This is a genomic window from bacterium, assembly GCA_026416715.1.
Classification (GTDB): Bacteria; UBP4; UBA4092; order JAOAEQ01; family JAOAEQ01; genus JAOAEQ01.
Map to the genome: position 1 here is coordinate 38,178 of JAOAEQ010000017.1, position 18,074 is coordinate 56,251.

At 40.3% G+C, this 18,074-nt stretch carries 15 protein-coding genes, 2 tRNA genes and 1 other RNA gene; 11 read left to right on the forward strand and 7 right to left on the reverse strand.

The window, feature by feature from the left end; translation table 11 throughout:
- Positions 1-191 precede the first annotated feature (191 nt).
- Entirely contained in the window at positions 192-1,256 is a 1,065-nt protein-coding gene (locus N3A72_08240; GenBank protein ID MCX7919579.1) for an FHA domain-containing protein, read from the forward strand.
- Between the two features lie 74 nt (positions 1,257-1,330).
- Entirely contained in the window at positions 1,331-2,053 is a 723-nt protein-coding gene (locus N3A72_08245) for a ComF family protein (GenBank protein ID MCX7919580.1), read from the forward strand.
- A 73-nt stretch (positions 2,054-2,126) separates the two neighbouring features.
- Here the strand turns inward: N3A72_08245 and N3A72_08250 are convergent, their stop codons facing one another.
- The 3 genes from N3A72_08250 to N3A72_08260 all read right to left on the reverse strand — a co-directional run bounded on the left by N3A72_08250 (position 2,127) and on the right by N3A72_08260 (position 4,965).
- Entirely contained in the window at positions 2,127-2,390 is a 264-nt protein-coding gene (locus N3A72_08250) for a hypothetical protein (protein MCX7919581.1), read from the reverse strand.
- A gap of 116 nt (positions 2,391-2,506) precedes the next feature.
- Complete coding sequence (locus N3A72_08255; protein MCX7919582.1) at positions 2,507-3,547, reverse strand: response regulator; 1,041 nt, start codon at positions 3,545-3,547, stop codon at positions 2,507-2,509.
- The gene (locus tag N3A72_08260; protein ID MCX7919583.1) at positions 3,544-4,965 is read right to left on the reverse strand and encodes an ATP-binding protein; all 1,422 of its coding nucleotides are present in this window, start codon (positions 4,963-4,965) and stop codon (positions 3,544-3,546) included. The genes N3A72_08255 and N3A72_08260 overlap by 4 nt, the downstream gene beginning before the upstream one ends.
- 326 nt (positions 4,966-5,291) lie before the next feature.
- Between N3A72_08260 and N3A72_08265 the strand changes: the two genes are divergently transcribed.
- The 3 genes from N3A72_08265 (at position 5,292) to N3A72_08275 (ending at position 6,799) form a co-directional block, all read left to right on the forward strand.
- Positions 5,292-5,367 (forward strand) — tRNA-Cys (locus N3A72_08265).
- A 52-nt stretch (positions 5,368-5,419) separates the two neighbouring features.
- Entirely contained in the window at positions 5,420-6,331 is a 912-nt protein-coding gene (gene speB, locus N3A72_08270; GenBank protein MCX7919584.1) for an agmatinase, read from the forward strand.
- Positions 6,332-6,403: 72 nt separating this feature from the next.
- Positions 6,404-6,799 (forward strand): TraR/DksA family transcriptional regulator, encoded by a 396-nt coding sequence (locus N3A72_08275; GenBank protein ID MCX7919585.1) that lies wholly within the window; start codon positions 6,404-6,406, stop codon positions 6,797-6,799.
- Positions 6,800-6,876: 77 nt separating this feature from the next.
- On the opposite strand, the gene N3A72_08280 is transcribed toward N3A72_08275, so the two are convergent.
- Positions 6,877-7,194, reverse strand: a complete 318-nt coding sequence (locus N3A72_08280) for a hypothetical protein (protein MCX7919586.1) — start codon at positions 7,192-7,194, stop codon at positions 6,877-6,879.
- Positions 7,195-7,303: 109 nt separating this feature from the next.
- Positions 7,304-7,597 (reverse strand): hypothetical protein, encoded by a 294-nt coding sequence (locus N3A72_08285; GenBank protein MCX7919587.1) that lies wholly within the window; start codon positions 7,595-7,597, stop codon positions 7,304-7,306.
- A gap of 375 nt (positions 7,598-7,972) precedes the next feature.
- On the opposite strand from N3A72_08285, the gene N3A72_08290 reads away from it, so the two are divergent.
- Positions 7,973-9,529 carry an acyl--CoA ligase gene (locus N3A72_08290; GenBank protein MCX7919588.1) on the forward strand — a complete coding sequence of 519 codons (1,557 nt, stop codon included), beginning with the start codon at positions 7,973-7,975 and terminating at the stop codon, positions 9,527-9,529.
- Between the two features lie 86 nt (positions 9,530-9,615).
- Here N3A72_08290 and N3A72_08295 read toward each other — a convergent pair.
- Positions 9,616-9,691 (reverse strand) — tRNA-Gly (locus N3A72_08295).
- A gap of 198 nt (positions 9,692-9,889) precedes the next feature.
- Between N3A72_08295 and N3A72_08300 the strand changes: the two genes are divergently transcribed.
- Both N3A72_08300 and N3A72_08305 read left to right on the forward strand, forming a co-directional pair.
- Complete coding sequence (locus tag N3A72_08300; GenBank protein ID MCX7919589.1) at positions 9,890-10,624, forward strand: glycosyltransferase family 2 protein; 735 nt, start codon at positions 9,890-9,892, stop codon at positions 10,622-10,624.
- Positions 10,625-10,677: 53 nt separating this feature from the next.
- Complete coding sequence (locus tag N3A72_08305) at positions 10,678-13,761, forward strand: YfhO family protein (GenBank protein MCX7919590.1); 3,084 nt, start codon at positions 10,678-10,680, stop codon at positions 13,759-13,761.
- A gap of 141 nt (positions 13,762-13,902) precedes the next feature.
- Here the strand turns inward: N3A72_08305 and rnpB are convergent.
- Positions 13,903-14,369: RNase P RNA component class A (gene rnpB, locus N3A72_08310), an RNA gene on the reverse strand.
- A gap of 77 nt (positions 14,370-14,446) precedes the next feature.
- On the opposite strand from rnpB, the gene N3A72_08315 reads away from it, so the two are divergent.
- The 3 genes from N3A72_08315 to N3A72_08325 are packed head-to-tail and all read left to right on the forward strand — an operon-like array spanning position 14,447 to position 17,911.
- Entirely contained in the window at positions 14,447-14,932 is a 486-nt protein-coding gene (locus N3A72_08315; GenBank protein ID MCX7919591.1) for a tryptophan-rich sensory protein, read from the forward strand.
- Positions 14,933-14,950: 18 nt separating this feature from the next.
- The gene (locus N3A72_08320) at positions 14,951-15,904 is read left to right on the forward strand and encodes a DUF523 and DUF1722 domain-containing protein (GenBank protein ID MCX7919592.1); all 954 of its coding nucleotides are present in this window, start codon (positions 14,951-14,953) and stop codon (positions 15,902-15,904) included.
- 45 nt (positions 15,905-15,949) lie between these two features.
- Positions 15,950-17,911, forward strand: a complete 1,962-nt coding sequence (locus N3A72_08325; protein ID MCX7919593.1) for a hypothetical protein — start codon at positions 15,950-15,952, stop codon at positions 17,909-17,911.
- The last annotated feature ends 163 nt before the right edge of the window (positions 17,912-18,074 follow it).

The following is an 18,074-nucleotide window of genomic DNA, read 5'->3' on the forward strand; positions in this document are numbered from 1 at the left end:
TTTCGGTTCAGATTATATTTCGGGGTATTCGCTGATTTAATTTCGGTATAGTTTTCGCATAGTAAATTATGGTGTAGCCGCTGGTTTTCAATGATAAACATTAACCATTATTGTATCTGACTAGTTGACGAAATACTTTAGTCAGAGATACAATGGTATAGATATTGGAAGAACTTATTGGAGGAGATATTATGCCACAACTGATTATTAAACTCGGCGAACAAGTGGTGCAAAAATATTCGTTTGATAAAGAGTTAATCAGTATCGGTCGGGCAATAGATAATGAGGTGGTAATTGACAATTTAGCGGTATCACGTCGCCATTGTCAAATAACGAAAGAAGAAGGGAAATTTATCATCACCGATTTAAAAAGCGCTAACGGAACTTTTGTCAATGGTGAACGGGTTAACCGCCGGATTTTGAAACATAACGATGTGATTTCTATTGGTAAACATAAAATCTTTTATCTGGAAGATGTACGGTTTACTGGCGCTGACCCGCATCGTGAGTTCGATTTCGACCGGACAATAATCGTTGCTGAGCCGGAGCCGAGTTTTCTGGTTCTGCTGCAAGGGAAAGCAGAGAAATCAAATTTCAAACTTGATAAAGCGGAACTCTATATCGGTCGCGATGCTGGTTGTGATGTGGTTCTTGCGGACTGGATGATTGCAAAACAGCATGCAAAATTAACACGACAGGGTAAAAATTATTATATTACCGACCTTGGAACCTGGAAAGGAACAAAGGTGAACGGTGAGCCGATTAAAGGTGATCGGTTGTTATTCCATAAAGATATCATCGAAATCGGAACTGCACGATTGCAATTTCTCGTCTCTGATATAGAAGAAATGGACCATCTCGGAATTCCATTAGCTGGTCCGATAGAATTAGAACCTGAAATCGGTCCTGCAGTGCCGGCAACAGAAGCAGCAGATAAAGTTTCGAAATTCTCAACCACATTTTCAGCTCCGAAAGGGGAATATGTTGCTAGCGTTAGTTCCCCGATATTTCACTTTCTCGATTGCAACTGGGCTAAGGGTATTGCAGAAAAAAATCGGATTTATTTTGCTACCGTCGGCGATGCGATACTGTCCCGCCGTCGGTCGTGTCGAACCTGTAATCCCGGAATGCAAAATAAAGATATTGAATTCTGGTTGAAAATGCTCTCTGATCGCGATGCTTCGGTGCGTCGTCATGCAGTAGCAAACCTGAAAAAACTAACCGGTAAGGATTATTCAAAAGAAACGGAATTATAACTAGAAATATAGCGATTTGAATCCGCTTGCTCATTCATTGAAATTTTGCGTGTTGGATTGTGAGTGTGTTCATCATGTTGAGTGGTTTTCGCGACCTGCTATTCCCTAATGTTTGTCGGATTTGTCAGACGAAATTAGCGGCAACTGAACTCGCTCCCGGAAAAATCTGTTCAATCTGCTGGAATAAACTCGAATATATTTTCCCGCCATATTGTCTACGGTGTGGACATCCGTCCGGTGATGGACATACTGCGTCGTGCAACCATTGTATAGCACTCAATCCATGGTTTGCGTTTGCACGCAGTATCGGAAAATACACTGGGGTGTTGCGGGAAGCAATCCAACTATTTAAATTGCACTATAAAGAAGATTTAGCGGAACCGCTCGCGAATCTGCTGATCCAATATCTGAAGAAAAGTCGGGATTTGGCTGATTATCAAACTTATGATTATCTTATACCCGTTCCATTGCATCCAGCGAAACAGCGTGACCGAGAATTCAATCAGGTTGAAGTCCTTGCGCGTATTATATCCGAACAACTCAATATTCCACTCTCTACCGATAATCTTTATCGGAAACGATATACAACCCCGCAAATGGCAATATCTCGCGAAAAACGGTTGACCAACGTTTCGCAAGCGTTTGCAGTTCGCAATCCGCATCTATTAACCCGGAAAAAAATCATCCTGCTTGATGATATTATGACCACTGGCGCTACGGTTAACGAATGTAGCCATATGTTAAAACAAGCAGGATGTGATAAAGTAGCGGTATTGGTTTTAGCGCGTGGCGGATGATAGATTGCAGAAACGAAGAACTATCTCCGAATAAATATTGTATTCTTTCCCCCTACAATTCAACCGCAGGAGGTTATATGGTATCCGGATTTGATTCTAATGGTATCATCGTGATAATTGACCCACGGTTGATTTCCATAAACTCACAGGTATAAAGTTTGCGGCTTCCATCAGAGCTATAAACCTGCGCTTCGGTAACCGGAATAAACTGACGCGCAGTATTAACAAATTCGGATAACCGCATTTTCGGTAACATATGAATTTTCCCTTCAACCCGAAATCCAGGAACGATAATCGCTACTCGACGTTGTTCTCGTTCAATTTTTTGCGTCGGCATATTTTATTCCTCCTCGATGAATTAATTATAGCGCAAAAACCAGAATGATACCCGTTGCTATAATACGGTGATCCAGTTAATACTAAGTTGTTCACCCGATATCTGATATGGAAATGTTAAATAAATACTTTTGCTTCTTCCGGTATACCATATTTATATCGGGAAAGAAACGCTTCAACTACTTTCGGTGCAAACTGACTTCCGGAACAATTGGTTATTTCCTGGATTGCTTCGTGATGTGTATAACTTCTCCGATACGGGCGGTCGGAAGTCATTGCGTCATAGGCATCAGCGACAGCAATAATCTGTGCACCGAGTGGAATATCGTCTCCCTGTAATCCGTCTGGATATCCTTTCCCATTATACCATTCATGATGATGCTTGAGATATAAGCTAACCTCTTGTAAATAAGGAACATCTCGTAGCATATCATATCCGAGCAACGGATGCTGTTTCATCACCGAATATTCTTCCGGAGTATATTTCCCTTCTTTTTTGAGAATATGATCCGGAATCCCAATTTTCCCAATATCATGAATCATCGCCGCATATTGGAAATGACGAATTAACCGTTCGGTCATAGCTACATTTTGCTCTAACGCTTCTGCAATTTGTGTCGAATATTTCATTACTCGGTCGGAATGACCCCGCGTATATCGGTCTTTTGCATCAATTGCTGCGGCTAACGCGCGAACAGTTAAAAAATAGGCACGTTCAAGTTCATCGCGAAGTTGCTCGTTTTCAATTCCCTGTCTCCTAATTTCCAAACACCGTTTAACTGTATGCTTTAAATCGTCAACATTGCACGGTTTAACCAAATAATCATACGCACCGCGGCGTAACGCCGCAATTGCGGATTCTACACTGGCATAGGCGGTAAGGAGAATCACCAATGTCTTCGGATAATATTGTTTAACATGTTCAATAATATCCAATCCGGATTCGCCATTAAGCCGTAAATCGGTCAGCACCAGCGAATATTGCATTTGATGCAAACATTGCACCGCTTCTTTTACCGTAGCAACCGCCGTTACTTGATATCCAACATTTTCTAAGATGGTTGAAAGACTGCGGCGGATAATTTCCTGGTCATCAACAATGAGAATCGCATCCGGTTGCTGAGTTCGAAATAGTTGATGCTGCTTGTGGTGATTCACAATCTTGAATTCTCCTTTGCATTCGATGGCAAAATGGGTAGATTATCTGCCCCCGATGCGGAATCAGTAAATATTGGGATGTCTAATTTATCCGCTGGTTGCCAGATGGGAATATAAACATGAAATGTAGTACCGGTATGTAATTTCGATTCAACGATGATTTCCCCTTGATGCTCTTGAATAATCTGTTTGCAGACCGTTAACCCGAGTCCGGTTCCGCCTGGTTTCGTGGTATAAAATGGTTCGAATATATGCGGTAATTTATCTTCCGGAATTCCACTGCCAGTGTCTATAACAGAAAGTTGGATTCGGCTCGGTATATTCGGGTCAATTCGTGTCGAGAGTTTCAACTCTCCACCATTCGGCATTGCTTGCAGTGCGTTAAAGCAAAGATTCAATAGCACCTGTTTCAATTGGTCTGGACTTCCCTTAACCGCTGGTAATGATGGCGATAAATCGAGTGTAACCGTATATTTCTTTTCTCGGAGAGGTTTCCCCAGTAATAGGAGAGTCTGCTCAATGAGTTCGTTAATATTTACTTCCTGATAAGGCGCTTTTGTAGGTTTATAGAGGTCGAGGAGTTGCCGAATAATTTTGCCGGTTCGTTCTAGTTCAGCGTTTACGAGTTTCAGATATTCTTTATGCGGATGATCAGCTGCGGTCTCCGATGAAATCAAATAGAGATAATTCTTTATTCCGTCAATACTATTATTGACTTCGTGTGAAACCGATGCCGCAAGCATTCCGATATTAGCTAACGATTCAAATTGTTTTAAATGCTGGACGATTTCATCTGCAGGTAATGTATTGATGTTAAGGATATCTTTTTTTCTAGCGGTAGCGCTCGGTTTATTTGCTGCCGCTGATACCGCAGCATAATTTCGCGCATTTTCAATAGCGATTCCCGCTTCCCGAGCAAACGTTGCAATAGCGGATAATTCTGGTTTCGTCAACGTTTTCACCGTTGAATAATAAAGTACGAGACATACCAGCAGTTCACTTTTACCGAGAATCGGCACAACGACAAATGACCGAAATCCATAATCGAGATAGATTTGCCTATCAAATCCGGTCGCCGCAGTTGCCGTATCTAAAACATCGGAAACGACATGAACTCGAAATCCTTGTACTAACTTTGCAACCGCACTCTGATTGATTGCGCTACCGGTAGCAGAAGGAGTGGCGGTAACCGTTTCGATGAACCCTTCCGGAGTATCGGTTGCGGATAAGAGAGACCCTATCGGTTTCGTTGGTTCGGATGGATTTAGCGCGAACAATAGCGCTGCATCAGCGGCTAGTAACTGCGCTCCTAATACAACCGTTGAATGATATACCCGGGTTGGTTCTAAACTACTAAACAATCCGGAAATATAACTTAACAACGTTGGACTGGAATATGAATTTAATCCATCCGACATACAACGGTACACTAAAAATACTAAAACGAGATTTAAACAACCAAATTTAGATTAATTATTTATATCATAGTTCAACTCTATTTGCAACAAATTAATGCACGTTTTTTTGAACAAATAACCTATTTCGCCTAAAAATGCTATATTATGCTAACTCAAATTAAACCGAAGACATCTATAAATAGTCTATGCAACTATATTTTTGTTTTATTTAAGTGTTCTTTACTGGAGCTCAATTTGCATAATTTATTCTTGACAGCAACTTGCAGTTTACACTACTATAATTTACAATTTTCCTAGCACAATAATGAGGTATTGACATTGAATTTGGCGGGATAGCCAAGCGGCTAAGGCGGAGGTCTGCAAAACCTCTATTCATCGGTTCGAATCCGATTCCCGCCTCCATTTATTTTTTTATTTGTTTATCGTCGGAAATAAATCCGATTGTTAAAGCATTATGGATAAAAAAAAGAAAACGACTACATTATCCCAGCATTTATATCGGCCAGAACCAAACTTTTTAGGGTTACCAAAAGAATATACCCGGTTCGAATCAGCATCGGTTGTTATTCTCCCTATACCGTATGAAGCAACAACTTCGTATCGTAGCGGGACTAAATTTGGACCGCAAGCAATACTCGATGCTTCACGATATGTTGAAACTTATGACGACGAACTGGATTGCGAAGTATATCACGTCGGAATTCATACCTTACCAGAACTAGACTCGAATCTAGATACAGTTGAAAAAAATATTAACCGAATTGAACAAGCAGCTCGTGAACTTATCCAGCAGAACAAATTTTTGGTTAGTCTCGGCGGTGAACATTCGATTACGTTAGGATTAGTTCGCGCATTCAAGCGGAAATATCCGAAGTTAACTGTTGTGCAACTTGATGCGCATGCGGATCTCCGCCCTCAGTTTGAAGGAACGAAATTTAGCCACGCTTGTGTAATGCGACAGATCCGGAATTTAGGAATACCAACCGTCGGGCTTGGAATTCGAAGTTATAGTCAAGAAGAAGCAGTATATATCAAAAAGCAACGGAATCGATGTATTTATTCTGCTCGTGACCTGAAACAGAACCCAGAATTATTTTCAGAGATTATCGCAGCTTTATCCAGTCCGATTTATGTTACGATAGATGTAGATGTATTTGACCCGGCGTATGTCCCTGGCACGGGTACCCCTGAACCTGATGGGTTAGATTGGGAAACCATAACCGGATTTTTACGGCAATTAACGAATTCAGTTGACATCATCGGGTTTGATGTAGTAGAATTATCTCCTATAGGAGGGCAGGTAACTTCAGAATTTTTAGTCGCAAAACTTATCTATAAGTTTATCAGTTATATTTTTGCAAAATAAAACTACCCCAGTAGTTTCTTAAAAAAGAGAAACTACTGAATTTATTTTATAAGTAAGGAGTGGTAATAGGAAATGGCAACTAAAGCTGAAAAAGGGTTGAAATATTCAAAACGAGACCGAAAAAAAATCCCACGGAAAGAACTCCAGATGTTTTATGACCGATTAATTGCTGAACGCGAGCGAATTCTACAAGGACTCAATGCGGGATATGGTGAAATTGCTTCGTCAGAACTTCCTGATTGGGTAGATTTAGCTTCTGCGTCTCACGAACGAGAACTATCTATTATTCTTAATGGAAATAATGAAGAAGCCCTCGACCGAATTGATGAAGCATTACGTTTGATTGAAGAAGGGACTTTTGGAATTTGTCAAGAATGTAAAAAACCAATTAGTAAAGAACGGTTGGCTGTAGTCCCGTTTGCACGATATTGTGTTTCCTGCCAAGAGAAAAAAGAACGCTCCGGATAAATTCTAACCTGAATAAAATTTAGAAGGCAGTAAACCAGAGTCTATATGGTTTACTGCCTTTGTATTTTGGTTATTTGTTATTCTTCAACTTGGGAAAATGTTTGTTCCAGTTGGGTTAAAAGATTCTGGCCTCCAACCTTGATAATCGCTTGCTTAATTTCCGGATGATAAAATAGATCCAGCGCACTCCATTTTCGCATATCCACATAGGTATCCTTGAATCCAAAATGTACTTTTCGGACGACATACATTTTTGCGTTCGTCTGAAGGAAATGATAACTGCCTAGGATGTACACAATAACCGTTGCTGATAGCAAAACAATCAGAGGGGCAATCAACCGCCTCGTTTTATTTCTTCGTGTCCCGGCAGATCTTGCTGGTTTCTTTTTCGCCATAATCGGTTAATTCGGGATAAAAATTATGATAAAATTTATCCTGATTCTGGTTCAGTGTTATTTCTTTCGGTTATAGGATGTTGCGCGCCGCGCAACGAATTTATTTTCATCATCCGGTACCCGGAGAAGGCAGTGAAACTGTACCCCCAGGTGTAACAGGGATAGTATGTTGAGGTAAGCTAGCATCTACCGTAAGTAATCTGCCAGAGTTATCAAGATAGATGGTTCCATCACGCATTGCGGGTATTAAGTTTGGTTCTCGAGCTTCGCCACGGAATGTTTCTATAACTTTCCCATCAACAACTCGGTCATAATATACCGTATGCGGATATAAAAATCCTAGTAAAATCAAGATTAATCCCAATAACGCTACTCTGATTGCTTTTTGATCATACGTCCACATATTTCAATGTTATATATTAGACGAATAATCGCTGATTTTGGTTTATTGCTGATCGCTAATAATAATATAACGCATGTTCTGGTTGTTGTCAAATACTTTTAAGATTTTGTTGTTACCGTATATCAATTGGTGATAAACTATATTGTTTAAGCATAAAAACTTTGAGTAATAACATTTACGCTCTGTATAATTAAATTTACAAAATTATATTTCTTAACATTTAATTGATCAATAGTAAACCAGACCTATGTAATTTTAGTATAAGTATGCATCATAGCTATTGGCTAATTCTTGATATTAAATGGCATAGATATTGCTCATTCTTGTTCCATTTGAATAATACCAATTTTCATTCTCTAACTGTTCATAAAAAACATGATTAAACTAGACGAACAATTAGCTTACCATGCGCAAAATTCTCCCGAACGAACCGCGATTATTTATCATCAGGAGCGAATCACGTTTCGGCAGCTCCAGCGAGAGGTAAATAAATTCGCTAACTGGTTGGTTGCAATGGGAGTTAACAAGGGCGACCCTGTTGCGGTTCTTTGTGGCAAAATTCCGCAGTTGGTAACCGTTTTCCTCGGCACTGTTAAAGTCGGTGGTATTTTTACTCCATTAAATTATAAATTTACCATTCCGGAAATGAAACAAATGCTGCAGATTGCTCCTCCGAAAGTTATTATTGGCAATTATCACTATGTCTATGAATATTTTGCACTGTTAGAACAGTTGGTGCCGAAAAAGCGGATTGTGATTATTGAACCGCCAGAATCAACTCCAGTACAACTTGGTGAATCATGGAACAGGATCATTGCTTCTTTTCCCGATACAAATTTTAAAACTGATGTTTCTACCAAAGATACAATCTATTTAAATTTTACCTCTGGAACTACCGGTTTTCCAAAAGCTGCGGCGACAAACCAGAATAATCTGTATTGGAATACGCTCGCGTCAATTGAAACATTACAATTAACTCCGAACGATATCCATCTGTGTATGTTTCCATCCTATGGTCATCCACACGAGTTATTCTGTCGGGCACTATTTTTAGGTGGAACATTCGTTTTACAGGATTATATCTCCCCGAAATCAATTGCAGAATCAATGAGTCGGCATAAAGTTACGGCTTTAATGGCACCGCCAACGTTTATGGAAATGCTGGTTCCTACTCTAGAAAATAACGAATATGATTTGCGTATGCTTCGGATTATGGAAGCTGGCGGGATGCATACCGTTGATGGATTAGCATATCGTATCGAACATGCTATCCAAAATTCTGATAGTGTTCGCAAGAAAACCTGCTATTTCCTTCCTGTGTGGGGAAGCACTGAAACCTCCGGTATCGCGTTAGCTGTTCGTACTTCCATTGACCGCCCGTCAGGTTCTATGGGTCAACCGTGTAACTACTATGAAGTTAAGGTGGTTGATGAACAGGGGAAAGAATGTCCGCCAGGAGAAATCGGAGAAATGTATATCCGGGGTCCTGCGGTAGTTTCAGGTTATTATAGAAATCCAGAAGAAACAACTCGTGCATTTAGCGACGGTTGGTATCGTACTGGAGATTTAGTTCGGAAAGATTCGGATGGATATTATTATTTTGTTTCCCGTCGTGCAGGGTTAATGAAAGTTGCAGGAATGAAAGTATATCCGCTCGAAATAGACAATGTGTTATCCCAGCATCCGAAAATTAAAGAAGCGGTTTGTGTCTCCGGTCATGATAAAATCCGCGGTGAGGTTCCGTTAGCAATCATAGTCCCGCGTGATGGCGAAACCATCACTCCGGACGAAATTAAACACTTCTGCCGGAACTATTTAGCTGATTATAAAATTCCGCGCCAGTTTGAGTTCTGGCACGAACTACCGAAAACCGCTAGTGGGAAACTCAATTTACAAGCGATAAAAGAGAAAGTCAAATCTACCAGAAAATAAGTGCGAATAATTTCGATTAATCCCCAAAATTGAAACGGTTGAACTGCGAGATCTATCATTATTCAGCATATCGGGTATGTGAGCAATGGAGCGGGAGACGGGATTCGAACCCGCGACACCTAGCTTGGGAAGCTAGTATTCTACCAACTGAACTACTCCCGCGTAACCTCTATCATTGTCTACTCTAGCATTTCAATGCTGGCTATACTTCTACGTAAAGAAAACCTACCTCTTGTTAGCTAACCATAATAATCTTAAGCGACGATAGACCTTTCTGTCAAGATTTTTGATATAATATAGCATCTGATTCCAACGATGGATACGATGTATATTGAATATAATTATATATTCACCTAAAACATGAACGATTCAGTTTTTTTATCTATTATCATTCCGGCATACAATGAATCCGCCAGAATTAGGCAGACCATAGAAAAAATTATTGCTTATCTAGCGACGAAATCCTATTCTTCAGAAGTAATTGTGGTTGATGATGGCAGTTCAGACGGTACCCAATCCGTTATCCATCCTTTTATTCAGGAATACAAAACACTCAAATTCATTCGATATACACCGAATCGCGGGAAAGGTTATGCAGTCAAAACCGGCATGCTCGAAGCGAAAGGAAAATATTGTCTTTTTTCCGATGCGGATTTATCTACACCGATTGAAGAGCTGGATAGATTTCTCCAGATTATGGAATCGGAAAACTGTCATATTGTCATTGGTTCCCGTGGTCTACCTACATCTCAGGTATTGAAACATCAGCCATGGTTTCGTGAACGAATGGGGAAAATTTTCAATTGGTTCGTACAAAAGTTAGTATTCCCAGGAATCAAAGATACACAGTGCGGGTTTAAGTTATTTCGTGCTGAAGTTATTCAACCACTTTTCTCTAGACAAACTATTAACCGATTCAGCTTCGATGTCGAACTATTGTATCTCGCACGAAGGTTAGGATATAAAATCGTTGAAGAACCAGTCCGGTGGGTCAATTCTCCAGCAACTAAAGTTAATCCGATTACCGATGCAACTCGAATGCTGTTCGATTTATTTCGTATCCGATGGAAACATCGGACATTAAAAGCTAATTGATGAATGGGAATAAAGCTATTCCTGTTCGTGGAACCATGATATGTTCTAAACTTATGCCTTTGAAGTTTTATCTGCGTGAACTGGGAGTAATACTATTATTTATTGTTGCCGTATGTTTTTTCTTCCCGCAATTAATTTTGCTCCACCAAATTCCCAATTGCGGTGATGTAAACTTGCAGTTCTATCCGCAATTCAATTTTTTATCCTATTGGTTAAAACAAGGTATATTCCCGCTATGGAATCCTTATTCTTTCTCAGGAACACCGATTTTTGCTGATCCGCAATCCGGCTTCTGTTACCCGATTCATATTATCTTGTTCGGATTGTTCAATCCCGGAGTTGCGTTTGGTCTCGATTTAGCATTCCACTTTCTGCTTGCAGGATGGTTTACCTATTTATATCTGCGGCAACTTGGACTCCTTCGTTCAGCGGCGATTCTCGGCGGATGTTGTTTTATGTTCAGTGGATTTCTCGTTCCCAAAATTCTTATTCCAGCGTTAGTGTTTTCTGCGGTCTATCTTCCATTACTATTATTTGCTATCGAACGATTATTATATAACCTATCCTATGCCAATATTTCGCTCACTATAATTAGCATAAGCTTATTACTACTTAGCGGATACCCACAATATATTGCAATCATATTAACTTTTGCTGCGTTATATATTGCGTGTAGATGTATCCAATTAAGTTGTAAAATTGAAAAAAGGATTGATTCAACGCTATTCGTTCGAACTATTGCGGTTATTCTATTAATCTTTTTCGTTATTATTTCGATGAGTTTAATTATTCTCATTGCTATCGCTCAGATTGAACATTTATCACAACTCACGAATATTATCGTGATAGGGATATTTTTGCTGATCGCTAGCAGTATGCTCATCTGGATACTTTCTCTATCGAAATTTCAACTCGATAAAAAGCTGATTATATCTCGGGTCGGTGGATTATGCTTGGCTCTGGTTATTGCGACTTTACTCTGTGCACTCTATCTTCTCCCGGCGTATGAGTTTTACCAGCATTCAACTCGTGCCGGAATGCCCTTATCCAACCAGGTTCGTGGAATATTCTTCTGGCAGAATCTCCCGATAATTGTTCGTGACCTTTTCGCTGGCGGCGGTATAAATGACTTCGAAATCAGTGGGTTTATTGGCAGCACCGCAGTATTGCTCATCTTATTTTCGTTAGGGTTTAACATTATACACCAACAATATAAAAAATATACCTTGATATTCTGGTTATTCATTCTATTATCCGGTGCCATTGTCTTTCTTGAACCGCATATGGTTACTCTCATGATGCGGGTTCCCGCACTGAACCATTTTTTTGTTTTCCATCGATATCTATTGATTTTCGTTTTCGCATTATCTGCGCTTGCAGGACTAGCACTGCATAATATTACGGAATATTTTGAACGACAAACCCCGGCACAAATTGCGCGCATAAACTATTCATTTTTCATTCCTTTAGTTAGTATTGTGGTTATTCTCGGATTGCTTTTCGGATTGTTAAACCAACTACCGCTCCTTATCCGATTACTGCCTGGATTCGGTATCTTATGCATCTATTGGATTATGAACGGATTCGGTATATTTCGCCAGTTATTCCCGATACTTGCGATCGTAGTAACCCTAATCGAGCTCCATCCGCAAATCGTTCAATATCCATTGGAGTATATCTATCCGAATCAGCTCTATCCAGAAAAAACGATTTATACAACCCTGCATCAAAAAGACCCGGGATTCTATCGCATACTTACAATTGAAGACGAACAGAACCCGGTGCAACCTTCTACACCCGCAATATCATATTACTTAATTCCAAATGTCAGTATGGTGTATCATGCGTTCGATGTCCAGGGATACAACCCAATCATGCTTCGGTCGTATCGGGATTATATTGATTATGTAAATGGTGGAAATCCGCAACGGAAACCATACGAAGATACCACCCATTTCGCCGTGGTTAACACCGGCGAATCGAAATTACTTAATGGATTACGGGTTAAATATCTCTTTTCGCCTCTCCTATTACAATCAGAAAAATGGTTGTTGTCTTTTCAGGTGAACCTCAATATTAACCATCGGTTGTCGGTGCTGAATATTTATCAGAATACCGAGTATTTCCCTCAGCCGTATATTGTTCACCGTGCGCGAGTCTGTAAAAATCTCCGAACTACGTTACGCTATCTATCCGACGCTACCGTTGACCCAAGAACTACGATTATCCTTAACGAAAGTTTTGGAACAATGGTTGAAAAGCAAGAGAATTTAATCGGCCAGACGAACCTGCGTGCTCCACGACCGTTTATGGTAATTAGCTCTCCGGAGAAAGCGAGTATCCAGATCGATAATCAGGAAATAAATGATAACCTACCGGGATATAATGTTGTGGTATTCAATCCGGATACTCGGGAATTAGACGATGTATCCACATTTGGAATAGAAGCTTGTATCGACACAACGACCACGTGTCGGTTTGTCCAATATTTAACAACTATCCCGGATAACCGAATTGTTCTCATCGCCTGGAAAGGAAACGAAACTCCTTATCTAACTTCGGACATCAGTTCTAGCTTACGATTGCTTGGTGGTAAACCGGAAGATATCACAGGAAATACGTTTGCACTTATTGGCGTTAAAGGAAGCAAACCTGGCACAGCGATGCAAAATACTAATGTTCCTATAGCAGAACTAACCATCCCCTATCCGCTGGATATACTCTATCGCTATGATGAAGAAAAACCGGTTTTACCAGAACCGGAAACTGCGGATGATACGACTCAACCGAACCCAACTACTTCTCCTGAAATTCAAATTATTAAATCGCACGTGAATGTGTCCAGCTATACTCCAAATAAAATAGTTTATCAAGCGGTATTATTTCGCCCGGGGTTTCTGGTTACTGGTGAACTCTATTATCCTGGTTGGCGAGCGTATGTTGACGGGAAACCGACTCGTATCTTGAAAGCGAACGGTATTTTCCGAACTGTTTTTCTCCCACCGGGAAACTACCAGGTTGAATTCCGATATTTTCCCATGAGTTTATTCTATGGAATAATTATTTCAAGTTTGACTGCGGTAGGATTAGTTATTTTCGCTGGAGTAAGTTTCAAACGGAAGAAATTCAAACAATGATGTTACAGCGAGCAAATTTCTCTTTTTCTGTATGGAATTTGAAATTTGCATTTCACTTCGAATAGCGAAATGTGCATTTGCGTTGTTTTTAATAATTCGGATTTTGGATTGTAAAATTTCCCCCTCGGTTCGATTCGAACAGAGGGGAGCTGGTCTATAAGCCGGATTCTGTTGTCTGATTGAATATCAGACAGATGACCATTTCTCTAGGTTCGATATTACTACCGAACTCAAGCGACCTTACCCGAGAAAGCGAACTTAACCTGCGTTACGTTCATCGAGCGGGCAACTCGAACTTTCTCCTATTTGGTCTTGCTTCAGGTGGGGTTTACCTTGCCAGTCTTGTCACCAAGACTGCGGTGAGCTCTTACCTCGCCATTTCACCCTTACCGACTGACTGACGTCAACCGGCGGTATATTTTCTGTGGCACTTTCCCTTGGGTTTCCCCAGGTCGCGGTTAGCGACCACCTTGCCCTATGAAGTCCGGACTTTCCTCCTCTCAGAAACAAAGTACAAAGTACCAAGAGTTTGTATTCACATATAGATATTTAGCACTTAGCACTTGGTACTTTATACTTTTATGAGCGGCGGTCATCCGACCAGCACAATTTATCTTTCTAAATATTATTATCGCTCTTTTATATGATTTTGTCAACTCTTGTATGGTATTATATAAATACTTTTATGAAGATATATACCGTTAATGCTATTAAATTGTTTACCTGTATTGTCCTTTGCCTATTAGCTGGAGTTATCGGTTCGTTTTTTACCCAACCAGCTATTCCAGGCTGGTATGCAACCTTAAACAAACCTACGTTTACTCCACCGAATTGGGTTTTCCAGCCGGTATGGACGTTCCTCTATATTACGATGGGTATCGCAGCGTTTCTAATCTGGAAAAAAGGATTAAACCATAAACCGGTAAAAATTGCTCTAAGTATTTTTCTCATTCAGCTTTTTTTAAACAGCATCTGGTCAATTGCATTTTTTGGATTTCAATCGCCACTAGCTGGTTTGATGATCATTGTTTTCCTTTGGATAGCGATACTTGCCACAATGATTAGTTTCTATAAAATATCAAAATTAGCCGTGGTTCTTTTAATACCCTATATATTTTGGGTAAGTTTCGCTGCGGTATTAAACTATTATCTGTATATACTCAATAGATGATAACGGCAAATTTCTCTAATGCTAAAACCGAGGATAGTCATAAGTAAATGTTTGACTGGCGCATATTGCCGATACAACGGTGAGATAATTTTCGATAGATTCATCAATCGGTTACAAGAATATGCGGAATTCAATCCGGTCTGTCCTGAGCTAGAAATCGGGTTAGGTGTTCCTCGCGACCCGATTCGACTTATTCTGCAGCGAGGTAAACTATCTTTGATTCAGCCTGCTACCGGCCGAGATGTCACCCAAGAGATGATTCGATTTGCGGAATCGTATCTCAACTCAATTCATGATATTGACGGATTCATTCTCAAATCGCGCTCGCCTTCTTGTGGGATTAAAGATGTTAAAGTTTATCCGGGAATAGATAAACATAATATTATCGAAAAAAGTATCGGATATTTTGGGCAAGCGGTTATCACTCAGTTCCCTTATTTACCGGTGGAAGATGAAGGGCGATTGACGAATTTTAAAATTCGTGAACATTTTCTAACTCGGGTATATACTCTCGCCTCATTTCGAAACCTAGCTAAATCGATGAAAGAGTTGGTTCGATTTCATACCGCAAATAAATATCTTTTAATGCTCTATAACCAGAAATCGTTACGGACGTTAGGGAAACTCGTTGCAAATCAGAAAAAGTTACCCCTTGATAAGATTTGGACTGAATATCAACAAGAATTATATACCGCATTGCGCAGAATCCCACGATATACTTCCGTTATCAACGTTCTTATGCATGGACTCGGGTATTTCTCAAAACAATTGACCGCAAGAGAGAAATCATTTTTTCTGGATGCCATACAAAAATATCGACTGGAAAAAGTTCCGTTAAGTGTCCCATTGAACATATTAAATTCCTGGATAGTGCGGTTCGATGAACCTTATTTAAAAGGGCAAACGTTTCTCAGTCCATATCCGGAAGAACTGATGCAGATTACTGATTCTGGAAAAGGGCGAGATGGATAATGTTCTGTTCCGTTATAGGCGGAGAAATGAATAGGAGAGAATGCCATGAACGTTAGATATGGTTTATTCGTATTATTGCTCTTGAGTTTTGTAATTTCACAGGGGTATGCTGGAGACCGATTCTGGTCGCAGCTCGGTCCAGAAGGGGGAAGTATTCGGTCGTTGGCAATAGACCAAACGAATCCGAATAATATCTATCTCGGTGCCGATGCTGGTGGTGGCGTATATAAATCTACTGACGGCGGGACGTCCTGGCGATTGATAATAATCGGGTTAGGGGCAAAAGAAGTTTATGCGCTAGCAATTGACCCTATCCATTCGAATATTATCTATGCAGGAACTGGTTCTTCCGGAGTATATAAAAGTTATGATTTCGGAGAGACTTGGTCGCGAATCTCGACCGGAATGCAAGCGCTAACAATAAACGCACTCGTTATCCATCCGACGAATCCGAATATTATTTATGCCGGCACCTATTACTACGGAGTATATCGCAGCGATAATGCTGGAGTTACTTGGACGCAGGTTATTAATGGTATGGGAAATCAGGAAGTTTATGCACTTGCGATTGACCCGAAAAATCCGACGACGATATACGCTGGAACGGATTATTACGGTGTATTTAAATCAACGAATAGCGGAAATAATTGGACGCAAATAACGAACGGAATGGGCAATAAAACTGTTTTATCGTTAGCGATTGACCCTGTTGATTCAAATATTGTTTATGCAGGAACCTATAGTAACGGAGTATATATTTCAACTGATGGCGGCGGGTATTGGACGCAATCGAATACTGGAATGGGCTCGAAAGATGTCGCCGCATTAAAAATTGACCCGAATAATAATAAAACTATTTATGCCGGAACTTGGCAAAGTGGAATGTATAAAAGCACGAATAGTGGAGCTAGTTGGAGTTGGATTTATTCTGGAATGGGAACGACCCGATGGACGGATTGCGTGGCAATCCATCCAACGAATCCGAATATTGTCTTTGCTGGAACCTGGCTTGCTGGACTCTATAAATCAACGAATGCTGGCAGCAGTTGGTCGCTTTCAAACACTGGCATTTCTGCGCGTGAAATAACTTCTCTAGCCATAGATGCAACGAATCCAAATATTCTCTATTGCGGATTATGGGGTGCTTCCGGCGTATTCAAAACGTTGAATGCAGGAACAACGTGGTCACAGGTTACGGTCGGGATGGGATATAAATATATCGAATGTTTAACCGCTGACCCGATACAATCGAATATCGTCTATGCAGGAACCAGCGGATATGGAATATATAAGACTATTAATGGTGGCGCATCTTGGTCGAATAAAACCACCGGAATCGGACAACCCAGCGTGTATGCACTTGCGGTTGCTCAGAATAATTCAAATATTATCTATGCAGGAACAGGTGGATATGGCGTTTATAAAAGCGTTAATGCCGGAGATACTTGGTCATCTGTAACAACGGGTCTCGATGAATCATATATCTATTCACTTGCAATCCATCCTTCAAATAACAATATTGTTTATGCTGGAACCGCAGGTTCAGGAGTATATAAAACAAGTAACGGTGGGATAACTTGGTCAGCTAGTAATACCGGTATCGAATCGGAATATATCTATTGTTTAACATTCCATCCAACGAATACAACTATTATTTACGCCGGAACCGCCGGGAGTGGAGTATATAAATCTGAAAATGCAGGGATATTCTGGACTCCGCTTAACTCCGGTTTGGAAGAGAAATATGTTGTTTCTATCGCTATCGATTCATCGAATCCGAACCTACTCTATGCAGCAACTGATGATTCCGGCGTTTATTTCAGTAATAATGCCGGCACTTCGTGGCAACCGTTCAATACCCGATTGGCGAATCTCCGTATTAACCAAATTCTGCTAAACCAACGCATACCGCAAACCATCTACGCTGCTACCGACGGCACCGGCGTCTGGGCGCATACCGTTATTCCCACTCAAGTTGAACCTGTTTATTGGGAAATTCTTAATTAACATCAATTCAAAAAGATAAAGCTTGAACGTTAAAAGTTAAAAAATTATGTTGCCACAACAATTAGATTTTCCATTAGATATTTTGACTTTTACACTGATTTTCTTAGAGTTACTATACTTGCTGAGTTTTGTTTGTTCCTGGAGTCTATCTGGAGCGGAACCC